Source organism: Pseudomonas sp. S8, assembly GCF_050473925.1.
In the GTDB taxonomy this organism is placed as follows: Bacteria; Pseudomonadota; Gammaproteobacteria; order Pseudomonadales; family Pseudomonadaceae; genus Aquipseudomonas; species Aquipseudomonas parakoreensis.
This window is the reverse complement of the sequence record NZ_JBFDVZ010000016.1, coordinates 6,125,461-6,142,819: the sequence shown is the minus strand read 5'-3', so window position 1 is coordinate 6,142,819 and position 17,359 is coordinate 6,125,461. Positions and strand designations below refer to the sequence as shown.

The window sequence follows — 17,359 nt, the reverse complement described above, 5'->3', positions numbered from 1 at the left end:
ATGAAACCTCACGCCACAGCGATCAATCAGCGCCTGATACGCGGCCAGACACCGTCGTATGAACGCTTGCAGGCGCGTCTGGCCGAAGACGGCAGCGAGCTCGGCGCCGACCCCATCGCCGTGCATTGCGGTTGGGGCCGGCTGCTGATCGGCCACACTTTCCCTGACCCGGCGACCCTGGCGCAAGAACTGCTCAACGAGCAGCCCGGCGAACGCGATATCGCCCTGTACGTTGCCGCACCGCAGCAGATTCTCGGGCTGGAACCGACGCAACTGTTTCTCGATCCGTCCGATACTCTGCGCCTGTGGTTCAGCGATTACCGTCAGGCCACCCGGGTCTTTCGCGGCTTCCGCATTCGCCGGGCACAAAGCGAAGCCGACTGGCAAGCAATCAATCTGCTGTATCAGGCACGCGGCATGCTGCCGATCGATGCCACGCGCCTGACTCCGCATCATCAGGGCGGCCCGGTGTACTGGCTCGCCGAAGATGAAGACAGCGGCGCGGTAATCGGCAGCGTCATGGGCCTCAATCACCAGAAAGCCTTCAACGATCCGGAACACGGCAGCAGCCTGTGGTGCCTGGCGGTGGATCCGCAATGTTCGCGGCCCGGCGTCGGCGAAGTGCTGGTGCGGCACTTGATCGAACACTTCATGAGTCGCGGCCTGAGTTATCTGGATCTGTCGGTACTGCATGACAACCGTCAGGCCAAGAACCTGTACGCCAAACTCGGCTTTCGCAACCTCTCGACCTTCGCCATCAAGCGCAAGAACGGCATCAATCAGACGCTGTTCCTCGGGCCCGGGCCGGAAGCCAATTTCAACCCTTATGCGCGGATCATCGTCGAGGAAGCGCATCGCCGAGGCATCGACGTGCAGGTGGATGATGCCGAAGCCGGGCTGTTCACCCTCAGCCATGGCGGGCGTCGCGTGCGTTGCCGCGAATCGCTGAGCGACTTGACCAGCGCGATCAGCATGAGTTTGTGCCAAGACAAGAGCCTGACCCACAAAGTGTTGAAAGGCGCCGGACTGAAGCTGCCCTCGCAGCAATTGGCAGGCAACGCCGACGACAATCTGGCGTTTCTCGATGAGCATCAGCGGGTGGTGGTCAAGCCGCTCGACGGTGAACAGGGCCAAGGCGTGGCGGTGGATTTGCAGAGCATCGAAGAGGTGCAGCAGGCCATCGAAGCCGCCAAGCGTTTTGACAGCCGCGTACTGCTCGAAAGCTTCCACGAAGGCCTCGACCTGCGGATTCTGGTGATCGGTTTTGAAGTGGTGGCGGCAGCGATTCGTTGTCCCGCCGAGGTGGTCGGTGACGGCCATCATTCGATCGGTGCATTGATCGAGGCGCAGAGTCGACGCCGGCAAGCCGCGACTGGGGGCGAGAGCAAGATCCCGCTGGATCACGAAACCCAACGCACTCTGCATGCGGCCGGTTATGACTACAGCACTGTCTTGCCGGCAGGCGAACACCTGTTTGTGCGCCGCACCGCCAATCTGCACACCGGCGGCACGCTGGAAGACGTCACGGCGATTCTGCACCCGACTCTGGTCGATGCCGCCGTTCGTGCAGCGCGGGCGCTGGATATTCCAATGGTCGGCCTCGACTTGATGGTGCCGGCAGCGGATCAGCCGGAGTACGTGTTTATCGAAGCCAACGAACGCGCCGGACTGGCCAATCACGAGCCGCAGCCGACGGCGGAGCGCTTTGTGGATCTGTTGTTTCCGCACAGTCAGCCGGCTGTTTCTTGATCCTTTAGAGCCTGAACCGGACCCATCGCTGGCAAGCCAGCTCCCACACGTTTACCGGTGTACCCCATCACTGTGGGAGCTGGCTTGCCAGCGATGAGGCCCTGACAGGCAACACAAATTCCCTCATCGAAACCATCGATGCGCCTCAACTCATCAGGAGTTTCCATGACCACTCAAATCCCCGAACCGGATCTGAACTACCTGCAAAAAGTCCTGCTGGAAATGCTCGCCATTCCCAGCCCCACCGGCTTCACCGACACCATCGTGCGCTACGTCGCCGAGCGTCTGGAAGAACTCGGTATCCCTTTCGAAATGACCCGTCGCGGCACCATTCGCGCCACGCTCAAGGGCAAGAAAAACAGCCCCGACCGCGCCGTTTCCGCGCACCTCGACACCATTGGCGCCGCCGTGCGCGCGGTGAAAGACAACGGTCGCCTGACCCTGGCCCCGGTCGGTTGCTGGTCGAGTCGGTTTGCCGAAGGCAGCCGGGTCAGCCTGTTCACCGACAACGGTGTGATTCGCGGCAGCGTGTTGCCATTGATGGCCTCCGGGCACGCGTTCAACACCGCCGTGGACGAAATGCCGATCAGTTGGGATCACGTCGAACTGCGTCTGGATGCCTACTGCGCAACCAAGGCCGATTGCGACTCACTGGGCATCAGTGTCGGCGACGTGGTGGCGTTCGACCCGTTGCCGGAGTTCACCGACAGCGGCCACATCAGCGCCCGTCACCTCGACGACAAGGCGGGTGTCGCCGCGCTGCTCGCCGCGCTCAAAGCCATCGTCGACAGCGGTCAGGAATTGATGATCGACTGTCATCCGCTGTTCACCATCACCGAAGAAACCGGCAGCGGTGCGGCGGCGGCATTGCCTTGGGATGTCAGCGAATTCGTCGGCATCGACATTGCACCGGTCGCGCCGGGCCAGCATTCCAGTGAGCACGCGGTGAGCGTAGCGATGCAGGACTCCGGTGGCCCTTACGACTATCACCTGTCGCGGCATTTGCTGCGGCTGGCCAGCGAAAACGAACTGCCGGTAAGGCGCGACCTGTTCCGCTATTACTTCAGCGACGCGCATTCGGCGGTGACCGCCGGGCACGACATTCGCACGGCCCTGCTCGCCTTCGGTTGTGATGCAACCCATGGTTACGAGCGCACGCACATCGACAGTCTGGCGGCGCTCAGTCGTTTGCTTGGAGCGTACATTCTGAGTCCGCCGGTATTTGCCAGCGATGCCGCGCCGGCCAATGCTTCGCTGGATCGCTTCAGTCACCAGATCGAGCACGACACGCAGATGGAGAGCGATACGCGAGTGCCTTCGGTGGACAGTCTGGTGGGGCAGCGCTCCGACACCTGATCCGGGCTTCCGGGGTGGCTGGACTGGCCCCATCGCTGGCAAGCCAGCTCCCACAGTTTTTGGGGTGGCTCAGTTGTTTGTGTACACCATCAAACTCTGTGGGAGCTGGCTTGCCAGCGATAGGGCCGATACTGCCCACACAAAACTGGCAGCCAGCCACCAATCGCCGTAGCATCCCGCCATTGATTGAACCGAGGTGCCCATGCTGATTCCCTACGACGCTCTAGAAGTCGACACCCTCACCCGCCTGATCGAGGACTTTGTCACCCGCGATGGCACCGACAACGGTGATGACACGCCGCTGGAAACCCGCGTGCTGCGCGTACGCCAGGCGTTGACCAAAGGCCAGGCGCTGATCGTCTTCGACCCGGAAAGCGAACAATGCCAACTGATGCTCAAACACGACGTGCCCAAGCACCTGTTCGACTAGCGGACCTTCTCGGTGGCCTGTTTGCGCTGAATCCGCTCGTAGACCTCCGAACGGTGCACATTGATCTTCTGCGGCGCTTCGACACCAAAGCGCACACTGGAGCCGTTGACGGACAACACCCGCAGGGAAATGTCGTCACCGATGGAAATCAACTCGCCCACAACACGGCTGAGTACAAGCATGGAGTTCGTCCTTCAAGGGTTAGCCAGCCCTGAAGATGCGCGGTGCGCGCCCGCTCTACAATGCGTGGCGAGCAATTCAGTCTTGCCCTACACCCGCAAGCGCTGCGCCCGTCAGACGTTTCCTGCAAATCGCTAAACAGTCTCGCCTCACGCGGCGCTAAACCGCGGCCCGAACAGGATCACACTGGCGCCGATCACGCACAGCGCCACGCCGATCCAGTCCGAACCCAAGGGACGTACCCGTTCAACCACTGCCAGCCAGCCAATCGACGCGACGATATAGATCCCGCCATAGGCGGCATAGGCGCGACCGGCGTAAGCCGCTTCGACACGGGTCAGCAACAGGGCGAACAGCGTCAGGCTGAGCAGCGCCGGGATCACCCACAAGGCACTTTTGCCCTGGCGCAACCACATGAAAAAGGCGAAACAACCGGCGATTTCAAACAGCGCCGCGAGGAAGAACCACAGGTAATTGAGCATTGATGCCTCTCGACAGGGTGACCATTGCGGCCACCCTAACGACGCGACACCCATGGGGCAAGTTCAGCCGTTGGTTTGTTTGGCCTTGGCGCGCATTTTATCGGCCATGGTGGTCATTTCGTTGTAGATCAGTTGCGGGTTCTTCTGCTTGATCGCCCAGGCCATGCGTCCCTGCTCGTGCGGCAGGATCATGAACTCGCCGGCGGCCACTTGCTGATAAATGTAGTCGGCGATGTCGGCTGCGCTGATCGGCGAACTTTCCAGCAACTTGCCAACCTGAGCTTTCATGGCTGGCGTCGGGCCACGGAACGAGTCGAGCAAGTTGGTCTGGAAGAACGACGGGCAGACCACATGCACCCCAACTTCCTGCTGCGCCAGCTCCACCAGCAAACTTTCAGACAGCGCCACCACACCGGCCTTGGCCACGTTGTAATTGCTCATCGCCGGGCCCTGCATCAATGCCGCCATCGAAGCAATGTTGATGATCTTGCCTTTGCTCTGTTCCAGCAGCGGCAGGAAGGCCTTGCAGCCTTTGACCACGCCCATCAGGTTGATCGCGATCTGCCAGTCCCAGTCCTCCAGCGACAGTTCGCTGAAGAACCCGCCGGACGCCACACCGGCGTTGTTGACGATGATGTCGATGCCGCCGAGCTTCTCTTCGCAGGCCTGGGCAAACGCGGTGAGCTGGCTGTAATCACGCACATCACAGCGCTGGATGAACCCGTCGCCACCGGCCTCGCGCACCCGCTTCAGGGTTTCCTGCAGGCCAGGTTCGCTGACGTCGGACAAGGCCAGCTGCCAGCCTTCACGCGCCCAGCGCAGTGCAAGTTCGCGACCTAAACCTGAGCCCGCACCCGTGATCATCATGCGATTTTGCATAGCAGACAGCCTTGTTGTTCTGTAGGAGATGCGCCGAGTGTAGCGAAGGAACACTGGCCACCCACGCTCCATCAGAATGCTGAATACAGGATCAAAAGATCGCAGCCTTCCGCAGCGCCTACATCAGTTCCCTGTAGGAGCTGCCGAAGGCTGCGATCTCTTGATCTCGCGCTTCAAAGGAAATAAACGAGTCATCCAAATACATTAAAAAAACATTGAATTTTCTTTCATACGCACCGGTCGGAATTTGTAAGCCGTCTGGAATTAGTTAGCCTCCAGTCGCCCTTGAATACCAAGACTTCTCGAACGCTATAAACAAGGAAATCGACATGGGCACAATTCTTATCATTATCCTGATCCTGTTGCTGATCGGTGGTCTGCCGGTCTTCCCGCACTCCAGAAGTTGGGGTTATGGCCCTTCGGGCATTATTGGCGTGGTGTTGGTGGTGCTGTTGGTCTTGCTGTTACTTGGCAGGATATAAAACCCCAAGACAAAAAAAAGAGGCCCTCAGGGGCCTCTTTTTTGTGCAGCGGTTTTATCAGTCCGGCTTGCCGTTGATCACACCGGCCGTGTTGTCCATCAGGCTCTTGGTCGCCGTTTGCAGGAACGCTTCAAGCTTGAGTTTCAATTCGGCGGTACGCGGTGCGTCCGGAATGATCTCGGCAGAAGGGTTCGCGCCCAGTTGGTACTGGTAGATCTTCGGTGCCATTTCCTTCTCTTTCGGCAAGACCAGGATCTGGTCAGCGGTGACGATGGCAGTGGTCTGCTCGCTGCCCGACGGCTTGATCACACCGAAACCGGTGTCGCCGGCCGGCAGGTTGAGCAGGTCGCGGCCCCAGCACTGGTGACGCACTTCGCCACCCAGACGACCCATGATGGTCGGCACGATGTCGATCTGGGTGCCCACGGTGTGGTCACGGGTACCGAACTTCTCCTGAATGCCCGGCGCAATCATCAGCATTGGCACGTTGAAGCGGCCCAGGTCCATTTCGGTGATCTGACGCTCGTTGCCGAAACCGTGGTCGCCGACGATGACGAACAGGGTTTCCTTGAAGTACGGCTCTTTGCGCGCCTTCTCGAAAAACTGACCCAGGGCCCAGTCGGCGTAACGCATGGCCGTGAGGTGCTCGTTGAGCGTGCCGCGATCCGTCACGCGCTCCACCGGCAAAGGCGTTGGCAAGGCGTACGGCGTGTGGTTGGACAGGGTTTGCAGCAGCGCATAGAACGGCTTGCCGTTTTCCCGCGCCTTCAGTTCCACCAGACCACGGTCGAACATGTCCTGGTCGGATACGCCCCAGGTCGGATCGGAGAACACCGGGTTGACGAAGTCGTTACGGCCAACAAAGTTGGTCATGCCCTGGTTGCTGAAGAAGCCCGACTGGTTGTCCCAGGCGAAGTCGCCGTTGTAGACATACACGTCGTCATACTTGCGCGCACTGAGCAACTGCGGCAGACCGGAGAGTTTGTGGCTGCCTTCCGGGGTCTGCATCAGGTATTCGAAACCCGGCAGGTTCGGGAAGCACGCCATGGTCGCAAACATGCCCTGGTGGGTATGGGTGCCGTTGGAGAAGAAACGGTCGAACAGCAGGCCTTCCTTCGACAGTTTGTCGAGGTACGGCGTGATGTTGCCCGGCGCGCCCAGAGCGCCCACCGAGTGACCGGCCATGCTTTCCATCAGGATCACGACCACATTCTTGATCGGCAGGGTCTTGTCAGCCGGTGGCGTGTAGTCACGACGCACCGCCGCGATGTCGGCATCGACCAGTTTGTCGTCCGGCATCACCAGCATCTCGCGCACCACTTTCTGCGCCTGTTCCTGCGGCAGGGTGGCTTTCCAGATGTTGTTGCGATCCTCGCCCATGCGGTCCTTGGCGGCGGCGATCAGCGACAGCGTGCCGTTGAGGCCAAGCTGGTTGGCGAAGTTCGATTCGGTGGTGTACACGTCACCCCAGCGCAGCGGCGGGCCCTGACGCAGGGTGCCACGGGCCGCCACGACGCAGATCAGCAGGCACACCACAAACACCGCCAGACGGGTGTACCACGGCGCCACCTGGCGGGTGCCGACGTTGCCGCCGCTGAACGGGCCGCGCGGACGGGTTGCACGATCCGCGCCCTTGAAAGCCAGGGTCAGGATCACGGTGCCGATCACCCACGCCAGCAGGTAGCGCACCACCGGGAAACCGTACCAGAGCATGCTCATCACGGTTTTCGGGTCTTCTTTCACGTACTGAAATACCAGGCCATTGAGGCGCTGGTGAAACTCACGGTAGAAGTCCATCTCCATCAGGCCGAGGAACAGCGCGATGCTGGACGCCACGGTCAGCCACAGACGGAAGAAGCCACGCGCAGCCATCGCCCGCGCACTGAACAGTGCCAGCAGCAACGGAACGCAGACGTAGACCACCAGGCGCAGGTCGAAACGCAGGCCGTTGGCGAAAGCTTCGAGGAAGGTCGAAGCCGGGGTATCGAGGATCATCTCGCGGTTGTAGACCAGCAGCGCGAGGCGCAGCACGGAAAACATCACCATCATGACCAGGGCACACAACAGGGTGTAGGCCAGATGCGATTTGACGGTCGGTTGCAGCAGGCGAGTTGAAGATCGCTGCTGATTCAGGGCGTCCGGGTTTGCCATGTCGTTTTAGGACCCATTGGAAGTTGAAGTTGCAAAATACAGCGGCGCCATGCCCTCTATTGGCCATTCCAGGCCCCGGGGCGTGCGCGGTGCGCAAATGTTGCACGATCACCGGCAGCATTGCCATTGATTAGTGCCCCGCTGCCCGACTCTTTCATAAAGGCAATCGTTCGCAGACAGCACGCATTGCGCGGGCGAATTGTCAGGAACGCTTTGTGAAAATTTCGTGCAGCGCATATCTGGAAACATAATATAACGACAAAACAAAACGCCCCGAATCGATCGGGGCGTTTTTGCGCAAAGCGCGCGGATTACTTCTCGGCGCGCTCTTTCAGGGCTTTAAGGGTGTTGAACGGCGCATCAACCACAAACTTGTTGGCAACCATGGCCGGTACGCTGCCGCCTGGCTCAGTGTGCACTTGATAGGTCACTTCGACCTGATCACCTTTCGGCACGAACTTCCAGAAGCCTTTGACCTGAGTGACGCGCACAAAGCCTTTCTCTTCGGGAATGTACTTCGGCAAGCCTTCGAGGTTGCGGGTCAGGCTGCCATCGGCACCTTCCACGGTGGTGATGTGCAGCACCGAATCACGCGAAGTGACTGGCCACGGCGTGTTGAACTGCGTATAGGTCCAACTCTGATCGCCCTCGTGCTTGAGCAGCTTCTGGGCCTTGCACTCGTAGATCCACGCACAGGCTCCGGACACGTCTTCCTGCAAGGCACGCAGTTTGGCCACGGTGGTCTTCATCAGAGTCACGCCCTGATAGGACTTGTAATCCGAGCCCGGTACTTCAGCCAGCGAGACCTTGATCCCGTCCTGTTCCTTGGCGACCTTCCAGTCCTCGGCCTGAGCCACCGACGTAGCCAGCACAGCGGTCAAACCACACAACACAGCGATACGATGCAGCGAACCCATAGTCTTATTCCTTATTGTTGAAGTTCCGTTCGTTTGACACATCACGCCGCCGTCATCTGCTCCCACCAGCCGATCAGTTTGATCGCTTCCTCGGAGCTGCTGCCGCAGACTTCGACATCGGCGGCAAATCCTGAACAAACCGCCGGACGCTCCGGCTGGCCGAAAATGCTGCACAGGTTTTCGACCGAGAGTTGCACGCAACGTTCGCCGGCAGGTTTGCCGTTGGGCATGCCTGGAATGGCAGAACTGATGGAGGGGGCAATACAGCAAGCGCCACAGCCTTCACGGCATTTCATGACGAGCAAGTCCTCGCGACGGGCAATGTGTTAAAGAGACACGGACAGAGTAACCGCTAAAACGGTTGTTTCAAATTCCCTGCACCGGGGTTTTTACCGATAACTGAATGTGACTGACCAGTCTCCGACAAAGCGTCTGGTTCGCGGGTCACGGATCGATTGAATTTATTGCTTGAACTCGAAATCCAGTGCTGCGCCTTCGATATCACGGCGTTCATCGTTGCGCAGCTGCAACTGCATTTCGTTGCTGAGCAGGCGACCATTGAGCTGGAAGCCGCTGTTTTTCTCGCCGAACATCTGCGGCAGGATCGCCTCATGCTTGGGCAGCGATACAGTACCGGCGGGTTTTAGTTGCTGGACCATGTCCTTGGGCAGGCTCAGATCCAGCTTGGCCGGCGGCAATCTGGTTTTCACCACCTCACTGGCCGGTTTCGACTTGGACGCGACCGGGGGCCGTTTCTTCACCGCGGCGGCTTTCTTCTGAGGGGCTTTTTTAGCCGGAGCTTTGTTATCCGCAACGGCTTTTTTGCTCGCCGCCGGTTTGTTTGCCGGCGCGGACGTTGCGGGCTTTTCCTGAACGGCAGCTGCCATGACACCGGGCGCATGGCCCATCATCAACACACCAAGCAATATCCAAGCAGCAGGCAAAATCGCTTTCATGAACCCTACAACACTAACGGCAGAGGGCCATATGCTCGCCTGTTGAGCGTCACAAGACAAGCACGACGCGCCCCCCGTTCAGAAACCGCCAGCCGTTTCCTGACACAGTTGAGTCGCCAGCAAACCGAGGGTCATCAGCGCCCTTTCCGCCTCGCGATTCCACGGTGTGCCGCAGTTCAGGCGGATGCAGTGATTGAACTGCTCGGTATTACTGAAGATCAGCCCCGGTGCAATGCTGATGCCCTGCTGCAATGCGCGGACATGCAATTCCTGGGTATTGACCCTGCCCGGCAGACTCACCCAGAGGATGAAACCGCCCGTGGGCCGGGTCATCTGTGTACCTTCGGGAAAGTACTGCTGCACCGCCAACTGGAACGCGCTGAGATTTTTCCGGTATTCCTGGCGGATGTACCGTAAATGCCGGTCATAACCGCCATTTTCCAGATAAGCGGCAATCGCCATCTGCGTCACGCTGCACGCCGAATGCGTGGTGAAGGTCTGCAGACGCTGGATTTCCTGCTGATATTTGCCGGCAATCATCCAGCCGACGCGCACGCCCGGCGACAATGTTTTGGAAAAGCTCGAGCAGTAAATCACCCGATCCAGTCGATCGTAAGCCTTGAGGGCTTTGGTGCGGCCCTGTTCGAACATCAACTCACCATAGATATCGTCTTCGACGATCTGGATATCGAAGTCCGAAGCCAGACGCAGCAGTTGTTTCTGCCGTTCTTCCGGCATGGTGCCGCCCAGCGGATTGCTCAGGCGCGTGGTCAGAACCAAAGCCTTGATCGACCATTGGTTGGCCGCCAGTTGCAAGGCTTCGAGGCTCATGCCGGTGGCCGGATCGCTGGGGATCTCGATCACTTTCAGGCCCAACAGATCGGCCAGTTGCAGCAAACCGTAATAGGTCGGCGATTCGGCAGCGATCAGATCTCCCGGACGGGTCAGTACCCGCAGCGACATCTGCAGCGCATCGACACAGCCGTGGGTAATGACCACTTCCGACGGATCGACCACCACCCCGGCGTCGCGCATGCGGATTGCCACCTGCCGGCGCAACGGTTCGAAACCCGGGCTGAACATGTAGCTGAAGGCGCGTGGGCTGTGGAATCGGGTGACCTTGGCCAGTTGCTGATGCAGTGCGCGAACCGGGAGGTAATCGACACTCGGCACCGCAGCGCCTAACGGGAAAACCCCCTCGCGGCGAGACTCGACCAACACTTGCTGAATGATACTGGCGCGGGTGACCAGGCCTGGGCGCTCGACCCGGGCGATGTCCGGGGTCGGCGCCGTCAATGCCGGGGTCTGGTGCACGTAGTAACCGGATTGCGGCCGTGCGCGGATCAGGCCCTGATCTTCGAGATTGGCATACGCCTGCAACACCGTCGCATGGCTGACATTGAGCTGCGAACTCATCTTGCGCACCGACGGCACGCGTTCTCCGGGTTGATAGACACCGCGCCGGATGTCTTCCGCCAATTGTTGAGCAATACGTTGGTAGAGCAAGAGGTTGGTCATGACGCAGCACTCGATTTCACGGGCATTTTATTCTTGTGTGAAACAATACCGGAACAGTTTAGAAGTGTACTGGGACAGTTGCCACCATAGTCGACCGTACAGTGCAGTGTCAGCCAAAACTGTACGGATTTGCGTGCTATTCGACAGTCGTAAAAAAGCCCGGCGCTGCATGACAGGCCGGGCTTTCCAGAGACGCAGCCCTCAACGGGCGGCGCCGAGCTGGCCTTTTTCGTCGGAGAAGACAATTTCCACCCGACGGTTCTGTGCCCGACCGCGCTCGGAAGCGTTGGCGTCCACCGGGTATTCGTCACCGTAACCTTCGACCTGAATCCGCTTGTCCTCAATCCCCAGGTCCATCAACACATCGGCTACTGCTTGCGCGCGATCACGCGACAGCTTGAGGTTTTCCTGTTTGCCACCGGTGCTGTCGGTGTAACCCTCGATACGCACCACACGTTTCGGGTTGAGTTGCAGGAACTGCACAATCTTCAACACCACGCGATTGGCCGAGTTCTTCAGCTCCGCCTCGCCAGTGTCGAACAGTACATCGCCGAGGGTCATCACCAGGCCGCGATCGGTCTGCGTAGTGGCCAACGCCACGATCTGTTCCTCAAGCCATTTACCCTGCTGCTGCACGCTCAGCAGTTTGGACTCGCGCAGGGCCAGCTGCAGACGCTGACGCTCCAGTTCAAGCTTCGCCGCGCGCTCTTCGTTGAGCACCAGATTGGTGTGTTCGCGAGCGATTTCGCTGTAGCGCTGACTCAAGTAGGCGTAATGCACCACGTCCGCGCCACTGCCCCAATAGGTGGACAGGCGATCGGCGCGGGCCAGCGACTCACCGGCGCGGATCACATCCTTCGGCGCGATACGCAGCACATTGGAATCTTCCTTGACCTTCTGAAAGTCGCTGCCAGCCTGTTGCAGTGCGGTTTCGCCGTGTTGACCGGCGCAGCCATAGAGGCTTGCGCAACCGGCCAGAATCATCCCGCCGAGGATTTTGGACTTGAGGTTCATTGGGCATCTCCCAGTTGCTTGCGCAGACGGATGATGCGGGTGTTGAGCACGTTGAGTTGCTCTTCGCTTTTTTGCGTCAGCACTTTGGCTTCGGCCAGACGCGCATCCAGCTCGGCCTGTTCGGCGCGCATGCGGGCGTTCTTGAAAGACTCGTCGGTCATGTTGCCCTTGGCCCGGTTGAACTTGTCTTCGGCCAGTTTCATTTCCGGCATTTCATCGGCGGTCGCACCGACAGCCTTGGCCTGGGTGATGGCCTGCTCGGTCAGGCGCATTTGCTCATGGGGTGCCGGATCGTTGGCGCAGCCGGCCAGGGCCAGAACGGCCATGGCCGCGAAAAGAGGTCGAATACTCACTAAGAATCCCTACTGTTTTGGGGCACTGACAGGTGGCTGCGGTTGTTGCTGCTGGGCCTTCCAGCGCTCGATATTGCGTTGCAGCGCGGCCTCGGTCAGTCCGGACGCGGGCAATTCTGTCATCTTTTTAGCGAGCTGTCCGCGCAACCACGGATCGTTGCAGGCCGAGTTATGTGAAACCGCGAGGAACAATCCCGGTCGGTCGATCGGCTGTTCGAACGCCAGCAGGTCATTGGCCATGCCTAATGCCTGCGCGGCAGCCATGCCCGAATAGCGCCCAGCGAGTACATATTCCACTTCGCCCAGCAGAAGTTTCTGAAAGGCCTGAGTGATGTTTGCTGTCCGCGTCAGGGTCAGATTCTGCTCGGCGAAAGTGCCAAAAGCCTGGGTCATTCGAGACTTTTCCGACAACCCGCCAGCGTGCCCGTGCAGGTCTTTTGCTTCGCTGTAGGCAAGCGTCGAGCCTTTGCGCGTCCACACCAGGTAGTCGTTTTCCAGCAACGGCGGATAGACGTAGTCGAGGTTCTCCAGCTCATTGAACATCAGCGGCGTGTCCGCCAGCATGTCCATGCGCCCGCTGCGCACTTCGTCGAGGGCCTGCGCGCGTTTGCCGGCGTAGAGCAGCTCGACCTTGATCCCCAGATCCTTGGCCACTTGCTGCAACAGGTCGGCACTGGCGCCGATCAGATGTTTGGGATTCTGCGGGTCCTGCCACAAGTACGGCGGCGCGTCCGGACTGCCGGTAACGACGAGGCGCTCGCATTTGCCGGCAGCCGCAGCCATCCCCGGCAACAGGATCAATCCCAATAACAACCTGTGGCGCAGATCCATGGCAAACGCTCCCACTCAAATTCGAGACAAAAAAAAGCCCGACCAGAAGGCCGGGCTCTTTATAAGTGAAGCCGCCGGATTAGACCAGCTTCTCCAGCTCAGGGACTGCTTCGAACAGATCCGCCACCAGACCGTAATCGGCCACCTGGAAGATCGGCGCTTCTTCGTCCTTGTTGATCGCAACGATCACTTTGGAGTCTTTCATGCCGGCCAGGTGCTGGATCGCGCCGGAGATACCGACGGCGATGTACAGCTGCGGCGCAACGATCTTGCCGGTCTGACCGACCTGCATGTCGTTCGGTACGAAACCTGCGTCGACCGCGGCGCGGGAAGCACCGACGGCGGCGCCCAGCTTGTCGGCCAGGGCGTAAAGGTGTTTGAAGTTGTCGCCGTTCTGCATGCCGCGACCGCCGGAAACGACGATCTTGGCGGCGGTCAGCTCAGGACGATCCGACTTGGCCAGTTCTTCGCTGACGAAGCTGGAAGTGCCGGCGTCGTGCGCAGCAGCAACGGCCTCAACAGCCGCCGAACCACCTTCAGCAGCAACCGGGTCGAAACCGGTGGCACGCACGGTGATCACTTTGATCGCAGCGGTCGATTGCACGGTAGCGATGGCGTTACCGGCGTAGATCGGACGCTTGAAGGTGTCGGCGCTTTCTACCGAGATGATCTCGGAGATCTGGTCAACGTCCAGTGCAGCGGCAACGCGCGGCAGGATGTTTTTGCCGTTGGACGTGGCGGCAGCCAGGATGTGGCTGTAACCCGCGCCCAGCTCGGCTACCAGCGGAGCAACGTTTTCCGGCAACTGATGCGCGTAAGCGGCATTGTCAGCATTCAGGACTTTGCTCACGCCTGCGATTTTCGCCGCAGCTTCGGCCACGGCGCCAGCGCCCTGACCTGCAACCAGTACGTGAATGTCGCCGCCGATTTTGGCAGCAGCAGCCACGGTGTTCAGCGTGGCCGGGGCCAGCACTTTGTTGTCGTGTTCAGCGATTACCAAGATAGTCATTTTTAGATTACCTTCGCTTCGTTTTTCAGTTTCTCGACCAGTTCAGCCACCGACTTGACCTTGATACCTGCGCTGCGTGCAGCCGGCGCTTCGACTTTCAGGGTCTTGTTGGTGGAGGCGGTGGAAACGCCCAAAGCGTCCGGAGTCAGCACTTCGAGAGGCTTCTTCTTGGCTTTCATAATGTTTGGCAGGGACGCGTAGCGCGGCTCGTTCAAACGCAGGTCGGTGGTGACGATGGCCGGCAGTTTCAGGGAAACGGTCTGCGCGCCGCCGTCGATTTCGCGGGTCACGGCAACGCTGTCGCCGGAGACTTCGACTTTCGAAGCGAAAGTGCCCTGACCGTAGCCGCTCAGTGCAGCGAGCATCTGGCCGGTCTGGTTGTTGTCGCTGTCGATCGCCTGTTTGCCCAGGATCACCAACTGAGGCTGTTCCTTGTCGACCACAGCCTTGAGCAGCTTGGCCACAGCCAGCGAAGTCAGGTCTTCAGCGGATTCGACGAGGATGGCACGGTCGGCACCCAGAGCCAGTGCGGTACGCAGCTGTTCCTGAGCGGTGGACGGGCCGATGGAGACGACGACGATTTCAGTCGCAACACCTTTCTCTTTCAGGCGTACGGCTTCTTCCACTGCGATTTCGCAGAACGGGTTCATCGACATCTTGACGTTGGCGAGGTCTACGCCGGAATTGTCCGCCTTGACGCGAACCTTGACGTTGTAATCCACAACGCGTTTGACAGCTACAAGAACCTTCATGGATTCCTCGTTACTCTCCGGTGAAAAGAAAGTCGCCTAGGCGAACCTGGCGGTTGATGCTCATCGGGCACAAGGGCACCTCTAAAAACGCCGGCTGGGGGCGATGACCGTTCGTCAGTGGTGACCAACGGGTCATTGAATCGCACGGTGTGTAAACTGCGCGCCGGACTTGCGCTGCGCATCACCTTGAACTGCCTGTGCCCTGTCTTTAGAGGTGCTCTTGAAACCGCCAGTCTGCCTACGGCGAGCGCAAAACCGCCCGTATCTTGACCGGAACGCCTATTCCGGTCAATACGGCAAAATGGCCGTTCATAAGCCGCGCTTCTTTGATTTCTCTGGGCTGGAGCCGATTCAAACAAACGTTTGTATTGGACGCTCCGAGTGGTGTAGATATAATGCGCCGCCTAGAGAGAAAGGTGGTTTGCCCATTATTACCCTTGACGTTAACGTAAAGGCAATAACGGATGCGACACCGAACCTCCAAATTAGAAAAAAAACTGTTGAGCCTTGAGTAGGAGATAGCCTGTGGAACGCGAATACATGGAATTCGACGTGGTCATCGTCGGTGCCGGCCCCGCTGGCCTGTCCGCCGCCTGCCGTCTGAAGCAGAAGGCCGCCGAAGCCGGTAAGGAAATCAGCGTCTGCGTGGTCGAAAAAGGCTCCGAAGTCGGCGCACACATCCTGTCCGGTGCCGTGTTCGAACCACGCGCTCTGAACGAACTGTTCCCGGACTGGAAAGAACTCGGCGCCCCGCTGAACACGCCGGTCACCCGCGATGACATTTTCGTGCTGAAAAACGCCGAAAGCGCGCAGAAAATTCCTGACTTCTTTGTGCCCAAGACCATGCACAACGAAGGCAACTACATTATTTCTTTGGGCAACCTGTGCCGCTGGCTGGCCCAGCAGGCCGAGAACCTGGGCGTGGAAATCTACCCGGGCTTCGCCGCTCAGGAAGCCTTGATCGACGAAAACGGCATCGTGCGCGGGATCATCACCGGTGATCTGGGCGTCGACCGTGAAGGCAACCCGAAAGAAGGCCTGTACACCCCGGGTATGGAACTGCGTGGCAAGTACACGCTGTTCGCCGAGGGCTGCCGTGGCCACATCGGCAAGCAACTGATCAAGCGCTACAACCTCGACAGCGAGGCCGACGCCCAACACTACGGCATCGGCCTGAAAGAAATCTGGGAAATCGACCCGGCCAAACACCAGCCAGGCCTGGTGGTGCACACCGCCGGTTGGCCGCTGGACATCATGGGCACCGAAAACACCGGCGGCTCGTTCCTCTATCACCTGGAAAACAACCAGGTTGTGGTCGGTCTGATCGTTGACCTGTCTTACAGCAACACTTACCTGTCGCCGTTCGACGAGTTCCAGCGCCTCAAGCATCACCCGGTGCTGGCGCAGTACCTGGAAGGCGGCAAACGCGTCAGCTACGGCGCCCGCGCGATCTGCAAAGGTGGCCTGAACTCGCTGCCGAAAATGGTCTTCAAGGGCGGCGCGCTGATCGGTTGCGACCTCGGCACCCTGAACTTCGCCAAGATCAAAGGCAGCCACACCGCGATGAAGTCCGGCATGCTCGCCGCGGAATCGGTGGCCGACGCCCTGTTCGCCGAGAAGGATGGCACCGAAGAGCTGACCACTTACGTCGACGCGTTCAAGAAGAGCTGGCTCTACGACGAACTGTTTGCCAGCCGCAACTTCGGCCCGGCGATCCACAAGTTCGGCGCGATTGTCGGCGGTGGCTTCAACTGGCTGGACCAGAATATCTTCGGCGGCAAACTGCCGTTCACCCTGCACGACACCAAACCGGACTACGCCTGCCTGAAGCTCGCGGCCGACTGCAAGAAGATCGACTATCCGAAGCCGGACGGCAAACTCAGCTTCGACAAACTGAGCTCGGTGTTCATCTCCGGTACCAACCACGAAGAAGAACAGCCGTGCCACCTGAAGCTGACCGACCCGAGCATTCCGCTGAGCCGCAACCTGCCGATGTACGACGAACCGGCACAGCGCTACTGCCCGGCCGGTGTATATGAAGTGATCACCAAGGAAGACGGTGAAAAGCGCTTCCAGATCAACGCCCAGAACTGCGTGCACTGCAAGACCTGTGACATCAAGGACCCTTCGCAGAACATCACCTGGGTCACGCCGGAAGGCGCTGGCGGCCCGACTTACCCGAACATGTAAGTCGCATCGCTGAACAACGAGGCTCCCGAAATGGGGGCCTTTTTGTTGCCCAAAATTTAATGCATCACATCATCCCCTGTGGGAGCTGGCTTGCCAGCGATGGGGCCGTG

Annotated in this window: 18 protein-coding genes; 5 read left to right on the top strand and 13 right to left on the bottom strand. The window is 59.5% G+C overall.

Annotation, left to right across the window (positions count from 1 at the left end):
• From ngg to AB1J88_RS29045, 3 genes are all read left to right on the top strand, one after another.
• On the top strand, nucleotides 1-1,749 hold the full coding sequence (gene ngg, locus AB1J88_RS29055; RefSeq protein ID WP_430292631.1) for an N-acetylglutaminylglutamine synthetase: 1,749 nt from the start codon (nucleotides 1-3) through the stop codon (nucleotides 1,747-1,749).
• Between the two features lie 165 nt (nucleotides 1,750-1,914).
• Nucleotides 1,915-3,105, top strand: coding sequence for an osmoprotectant NAGGN system M42 family peptidase (locus tag AB1J88_RS29050; RefSeq protein WP_430292630.1), 1,191 nt, complete (start codon nucleotides 1,915-1,917; stop codon nucleotides 3,103-3,105).
• Between the two features lie 202 nt (nucleotides 3,106-3,307).
• Entirely contained in the window at nucleotides 3,308-3,535 is a 228-nt protein-coding gene (locus tag AB1J88_RS29045; RefSeq protein ID WP_003192759.1) for a YheU family protein, read from the top strand.
• On the opposite strand, the gene csrA is transcribed toward AB1J88_RS29045, so the two are convergent.
• From csrA to AB1J88_RS29030, 3 genes are all read right to left on the bottom strand, one after another.
• A complete protein-coding gene (gene csrA / locus AB1J88_RS29040) occupies nucleotides 3,532-3,717 on the bottom strand; it encodes a carbon storage regulator CsrA (RefSeq protein WP_041069300.1) in 186 nt (61 codons plus the stop codon). The genes AB1J88_RS29045 and csrA overlap by 4 nt on opposite strands.
• 147 nt (nucleotides 3,718-3,864) lie before the next feature.
• Nucleotides 3,865-4,197: a YnfA family protein gene (locus AB1J88_RS29035; protein WP_003226957.1), complete on the bottom strand. Its 333-nt coding sequence runs from the start codon at nucleotides 4,195-4,197 to the stop codon at nucleotides 3,865-3,867.
• 63 nt (nucleotides 4,198-4,260) lie between these two features.
• Nucleotides 4,261-5,076 carry an SDR family oxidoreductase gene (locus tag AB1J88_RS29030; protein WP_041069294.1) on the bottom strand — a complete coding sequence of 272 codons (816 nt, stop codon included), beginning with the start codon at nucleotides 5,074-5,076 and terminating at the stop codon, nucleotides 4,261-4,263.
• A 323-nt stretch (nucleotides 5,077-5,399) separates the two neighbouring features.
• Here AB1J88_RS29030 and AB1J88_RS29025 point away from each other — a divergent pair, with 323 nt between their 5' ends.
• Nucleotides 5,400-5,558, top strand: a complete 159-nt coding sequence (locus tag AB1J88_RS29025) for a DUF3309 family protein (RefSeq protein ID WP_169432680.1) — start codon at nucleotides 5,400-5,402, stop codon at nucleotides 5,556-5,558.
• 57 nt (nucleotides 5,559-5,615) lie between these two features.
• Here the strand turns inward: AB1J88_RS29025 and AB1J88_RS29020 are convergent, their stop codons facing one another.
• The 10 genes from AB1J88_RS29020 to AB1J88_RS28975 all read right to left on the bottom strand — a co-directional run bounded on the left by AB1J88_RS29020 (nucleotide 5,616) and on the right by AB1J88_RS28975 (nucleotide 15,059).
• Nucleotides 5,616-7,709: an LTA synthase family protein gene (locus AB1J88_RS29020; protein WP_041069289.1), complete on the bottom strand. Its 2,094-nt coding sequence runs from the start codon at nucleotides 7,707-7,709 to the stop codon at nucleotides 5,616-5,618.
• A gap of 311 nt (nucleotides 7,710-8,020) precedes the next feature.
• Nucleotides 8,021-8,626: an START domain-containing protein gene (locus AB1J88_RS29015; protein ID WP_222018662.1), complete on the bottom strand. Its 606-nt coding sequence runs from the start codon at nucleotides 8,624-8,626 to the stop codon at nucleotides 8,021-8,023.
• Between the two features lie 41 nt (nucleotides 8,627-8,667).
• A complete protein-coding gene (locus tag AB1J88_RS29010; RefSeq protein WP_041069283.1) occupies nucleotides 8,668-8,922 on the bottom strand; it encodes a YkgJ family cysteine cluster protein in 255 nt (84 codons plus the stop codon).
• A gap of 165 nt (nucleotides 8,923-9,087) precedes the next feature.
• Nucleotides 9,088-9,582 (bottom strand): translation initiation factor 2, encoded by a 495-nt coding sequence (locus tag AB1J88_RS29005; protein ID WP_430292629.1) that lies wholly within the window; start codon nucleotides 9,580-9,582, stop codon nucleotides 9,088-9,090.
• A gap of 78 nt (nucleotides 9,583-9,660) precedes the next feature.
• The gene (locus tag AB1J88_RS29000) at nucleotides 9,661-11,100 is read right to left on the bottom strand and encodes a PLP-dependent aminotransferase family protein (RefSeq protein WP_003226969.1); all 1,440 of its coding nucleotides are present in this window, start codon (nucleotides 11,098-11,100) and stop codon (nucleotides 9,661-9,663) included.
• Between the two features lie 201 nt (nucleotides 11,101-11,301).
• Nucleotides 11,302-12,114 (bottom strand): OmpA family protein, encoded by an 813-nt coding sequence (locus AB1J88_RS28995; protein WP_430292628.1) that lies wholly within the window; start codon nucleotides 12,112-12,114, stop codon nucleotides 11,302-11,304.
• Nucleotides 12,111-12,467, bottom strand: a complete 357-nt coding sequence (locus AB1J88_RS28990) for a DUF4398 domain-containing protein (protein WP_047295606.1) — start codon at nucleotides 12,465-12,467, stop codon at nucleotides 12,111-12,113. Before AB1J88_RS28990 ends, AB1J88_RS28995 begins: the two co-directional genes overlap by 4 nt.
• Nucleotides 12,468-12,476: 9 nt before the next feature.
• Entirely contained in the window at nucleotides 12,477-13,298 is an 822-nt protein-coding gene (locus tag AB1J88_RS28985) for a substrate-binding periplasmic protein (protein WP_430292627.1), read from the bottom strand.
• Nucleotides 13,299-13,377: 79 nt separating this feature from the next.
• The gene (locus tag AB1J88_RS28980) at nucleotides 13,378-14,307 is read right to left on the bottom strand and encodes an electron transfer flavoprotein subunit alpha/FixB family protein (RefSeq protein ID WP_041069267.1); all 930 of its coding nucleotides are present in this window, start codon (nucleotides 14,305-14,307) and stop codon (nucleotides 13,378-13,380) included.
• A gap of 2 nt (nucleotides 14,308-14,309) precedes the next feature.
• Nucleotides 14,310-15,059, bottom strand: coding sequence for an electron transfer flavoprotein subunit beta/FixA family protein (locus AB1J88_RS28975; RefSeq protein WP_003226982.1), 750 nt, complete (start codon nucleotides 15,057-15,059; stop codon nucleotides 14,310-14,312).
• A gap of 525 nt (nucleotides 15,060-15,584) precedes the next feature.
• On the opposite strand from AB1J88_RS28975, the gene AB1J88_RS28970 reads away from it, so the two are divergent.
• On the top strand, nucleotides 15,585-17,249 hold the full coding sequence (locus AB1J88_RS28970; RefSeq protein WP_430292626.1) for an electron transfer flavoprotein-ubiquinone oxidoreductase: 1,665 nt from the start codon (nucleotides 15,585-15,587) through the stop codon (nucleotides 17,247-17,249).
• The last annotated feature ends 110 nt before the right edge of the window (nucleotides 17,250-17,359 follow it).

Bases quoted from the DNA above. Each gene is read 5' to 3' on its own strand.
- ngg (WP_430292631.1), top strand. From the start codon at position 1: ATGAAACCTCACGCCACAGCGATCAATCAGCGCCTGATACGCGGCCAG.
- AB1J88_RS29050 (WP_430292630.1), top strand. From the start codon at position 1,915: ATGACCACTCAAATCCCCGAACCGGATCTGAACTACCTGCAAAAAGTC.
- AB1J88_RS29045 (WP_003192759.1), top strand. From the start codon at position 3,308: ATGCTGATTCCCTACGACGCTCTAGAAGTCGACACCCTCACCCGCCTG.
- csrA (WP_041069300.1), bottom strand. From the start codon at position 3,717: ATGCTTGTACTCAGCCGTGTTGTGGGCGAGTTGATTTCCATCGGTGAC.
- AB1J88_RS29035 (WP_003226957.1), bottom strand. From the start codon at position 4,197: ATGCTCAATTACCTGTGGTTCTTCCTCGCGGCGCTGTTTGAAATCGCC.
- AB1J88_RS29030 (WP_041069294.1), bottom strand. From the start codon at position 5,076: ATGCAAAATCGCATGATGATCACGGGTGCGGGCTCAGGTTTAGGTCGC.
- AB1J88_RS29020 (WP_041069289.1), bottom strand. From the start codon at position 7,709: ATGGCAAACCCGGACGCCCTGAATCAGCAGCGATCTTCAACTCGCCTG.
- AB1J88_RS29015 (WP_222018662.1), bottom strand. From the start codon at position 8,626: ATGGGTTCGCTGCATCGTATCGCTGTGTTGTGTGGTTTGACCGCTGTG.
- AB1J88_RS29010 (WP_041069283.1), bottom strand. From the start codon at position 8,922: ATGAAATGCCGTGAAGGCTGTGGCGCTTGCTGTATTGCCCCCTCCATC.
- AB1J88_RS29005 (WP_430292629.1), bottom strand. From the start codon at position 9,582: ATGAAAGCGATTTTGCCTGCTGCTTGGATATTGCTTGGTGTGTTGATG.
- AB1J88_RS29000 (WP_003226969.1), bottom strand. From the start codon at position 11,100: ATGACCAACCTCTTGCTCTACCAACGTATTGCTCAACAATTGGCGGAA.
- AB1J88_RS28995 (WP_430292628.1), bottom strand. From the start codon at position 12,114: ATGAACCTCAAGTCCAAAATCCTCGGCGGGATGATTCTGGCCGGTTGC.
- AB1J88_RS28985 (WP_430292627.1), bottom strand. From the start codon at position 13,298: ATGGATCTGCGCCACAGGTTGTTATTGGGATTGATCCTGTTGCCGGGG.
- AB1J88_RS28980 (WP_041069267.1), bottom strand. From the start codon at position 14,307: ATGACTATCTTGGTAATCGCTGAACACGACAACAAAGTGCTGGCCCCG.
- AB1J88_RS28975 (WP_003226982.1), bottom strand. From the start codon at position 15,059: ATGAAGGTTCTTGTAGCTGTCAAACGCGTTGTGGATTACAACGTCAAG.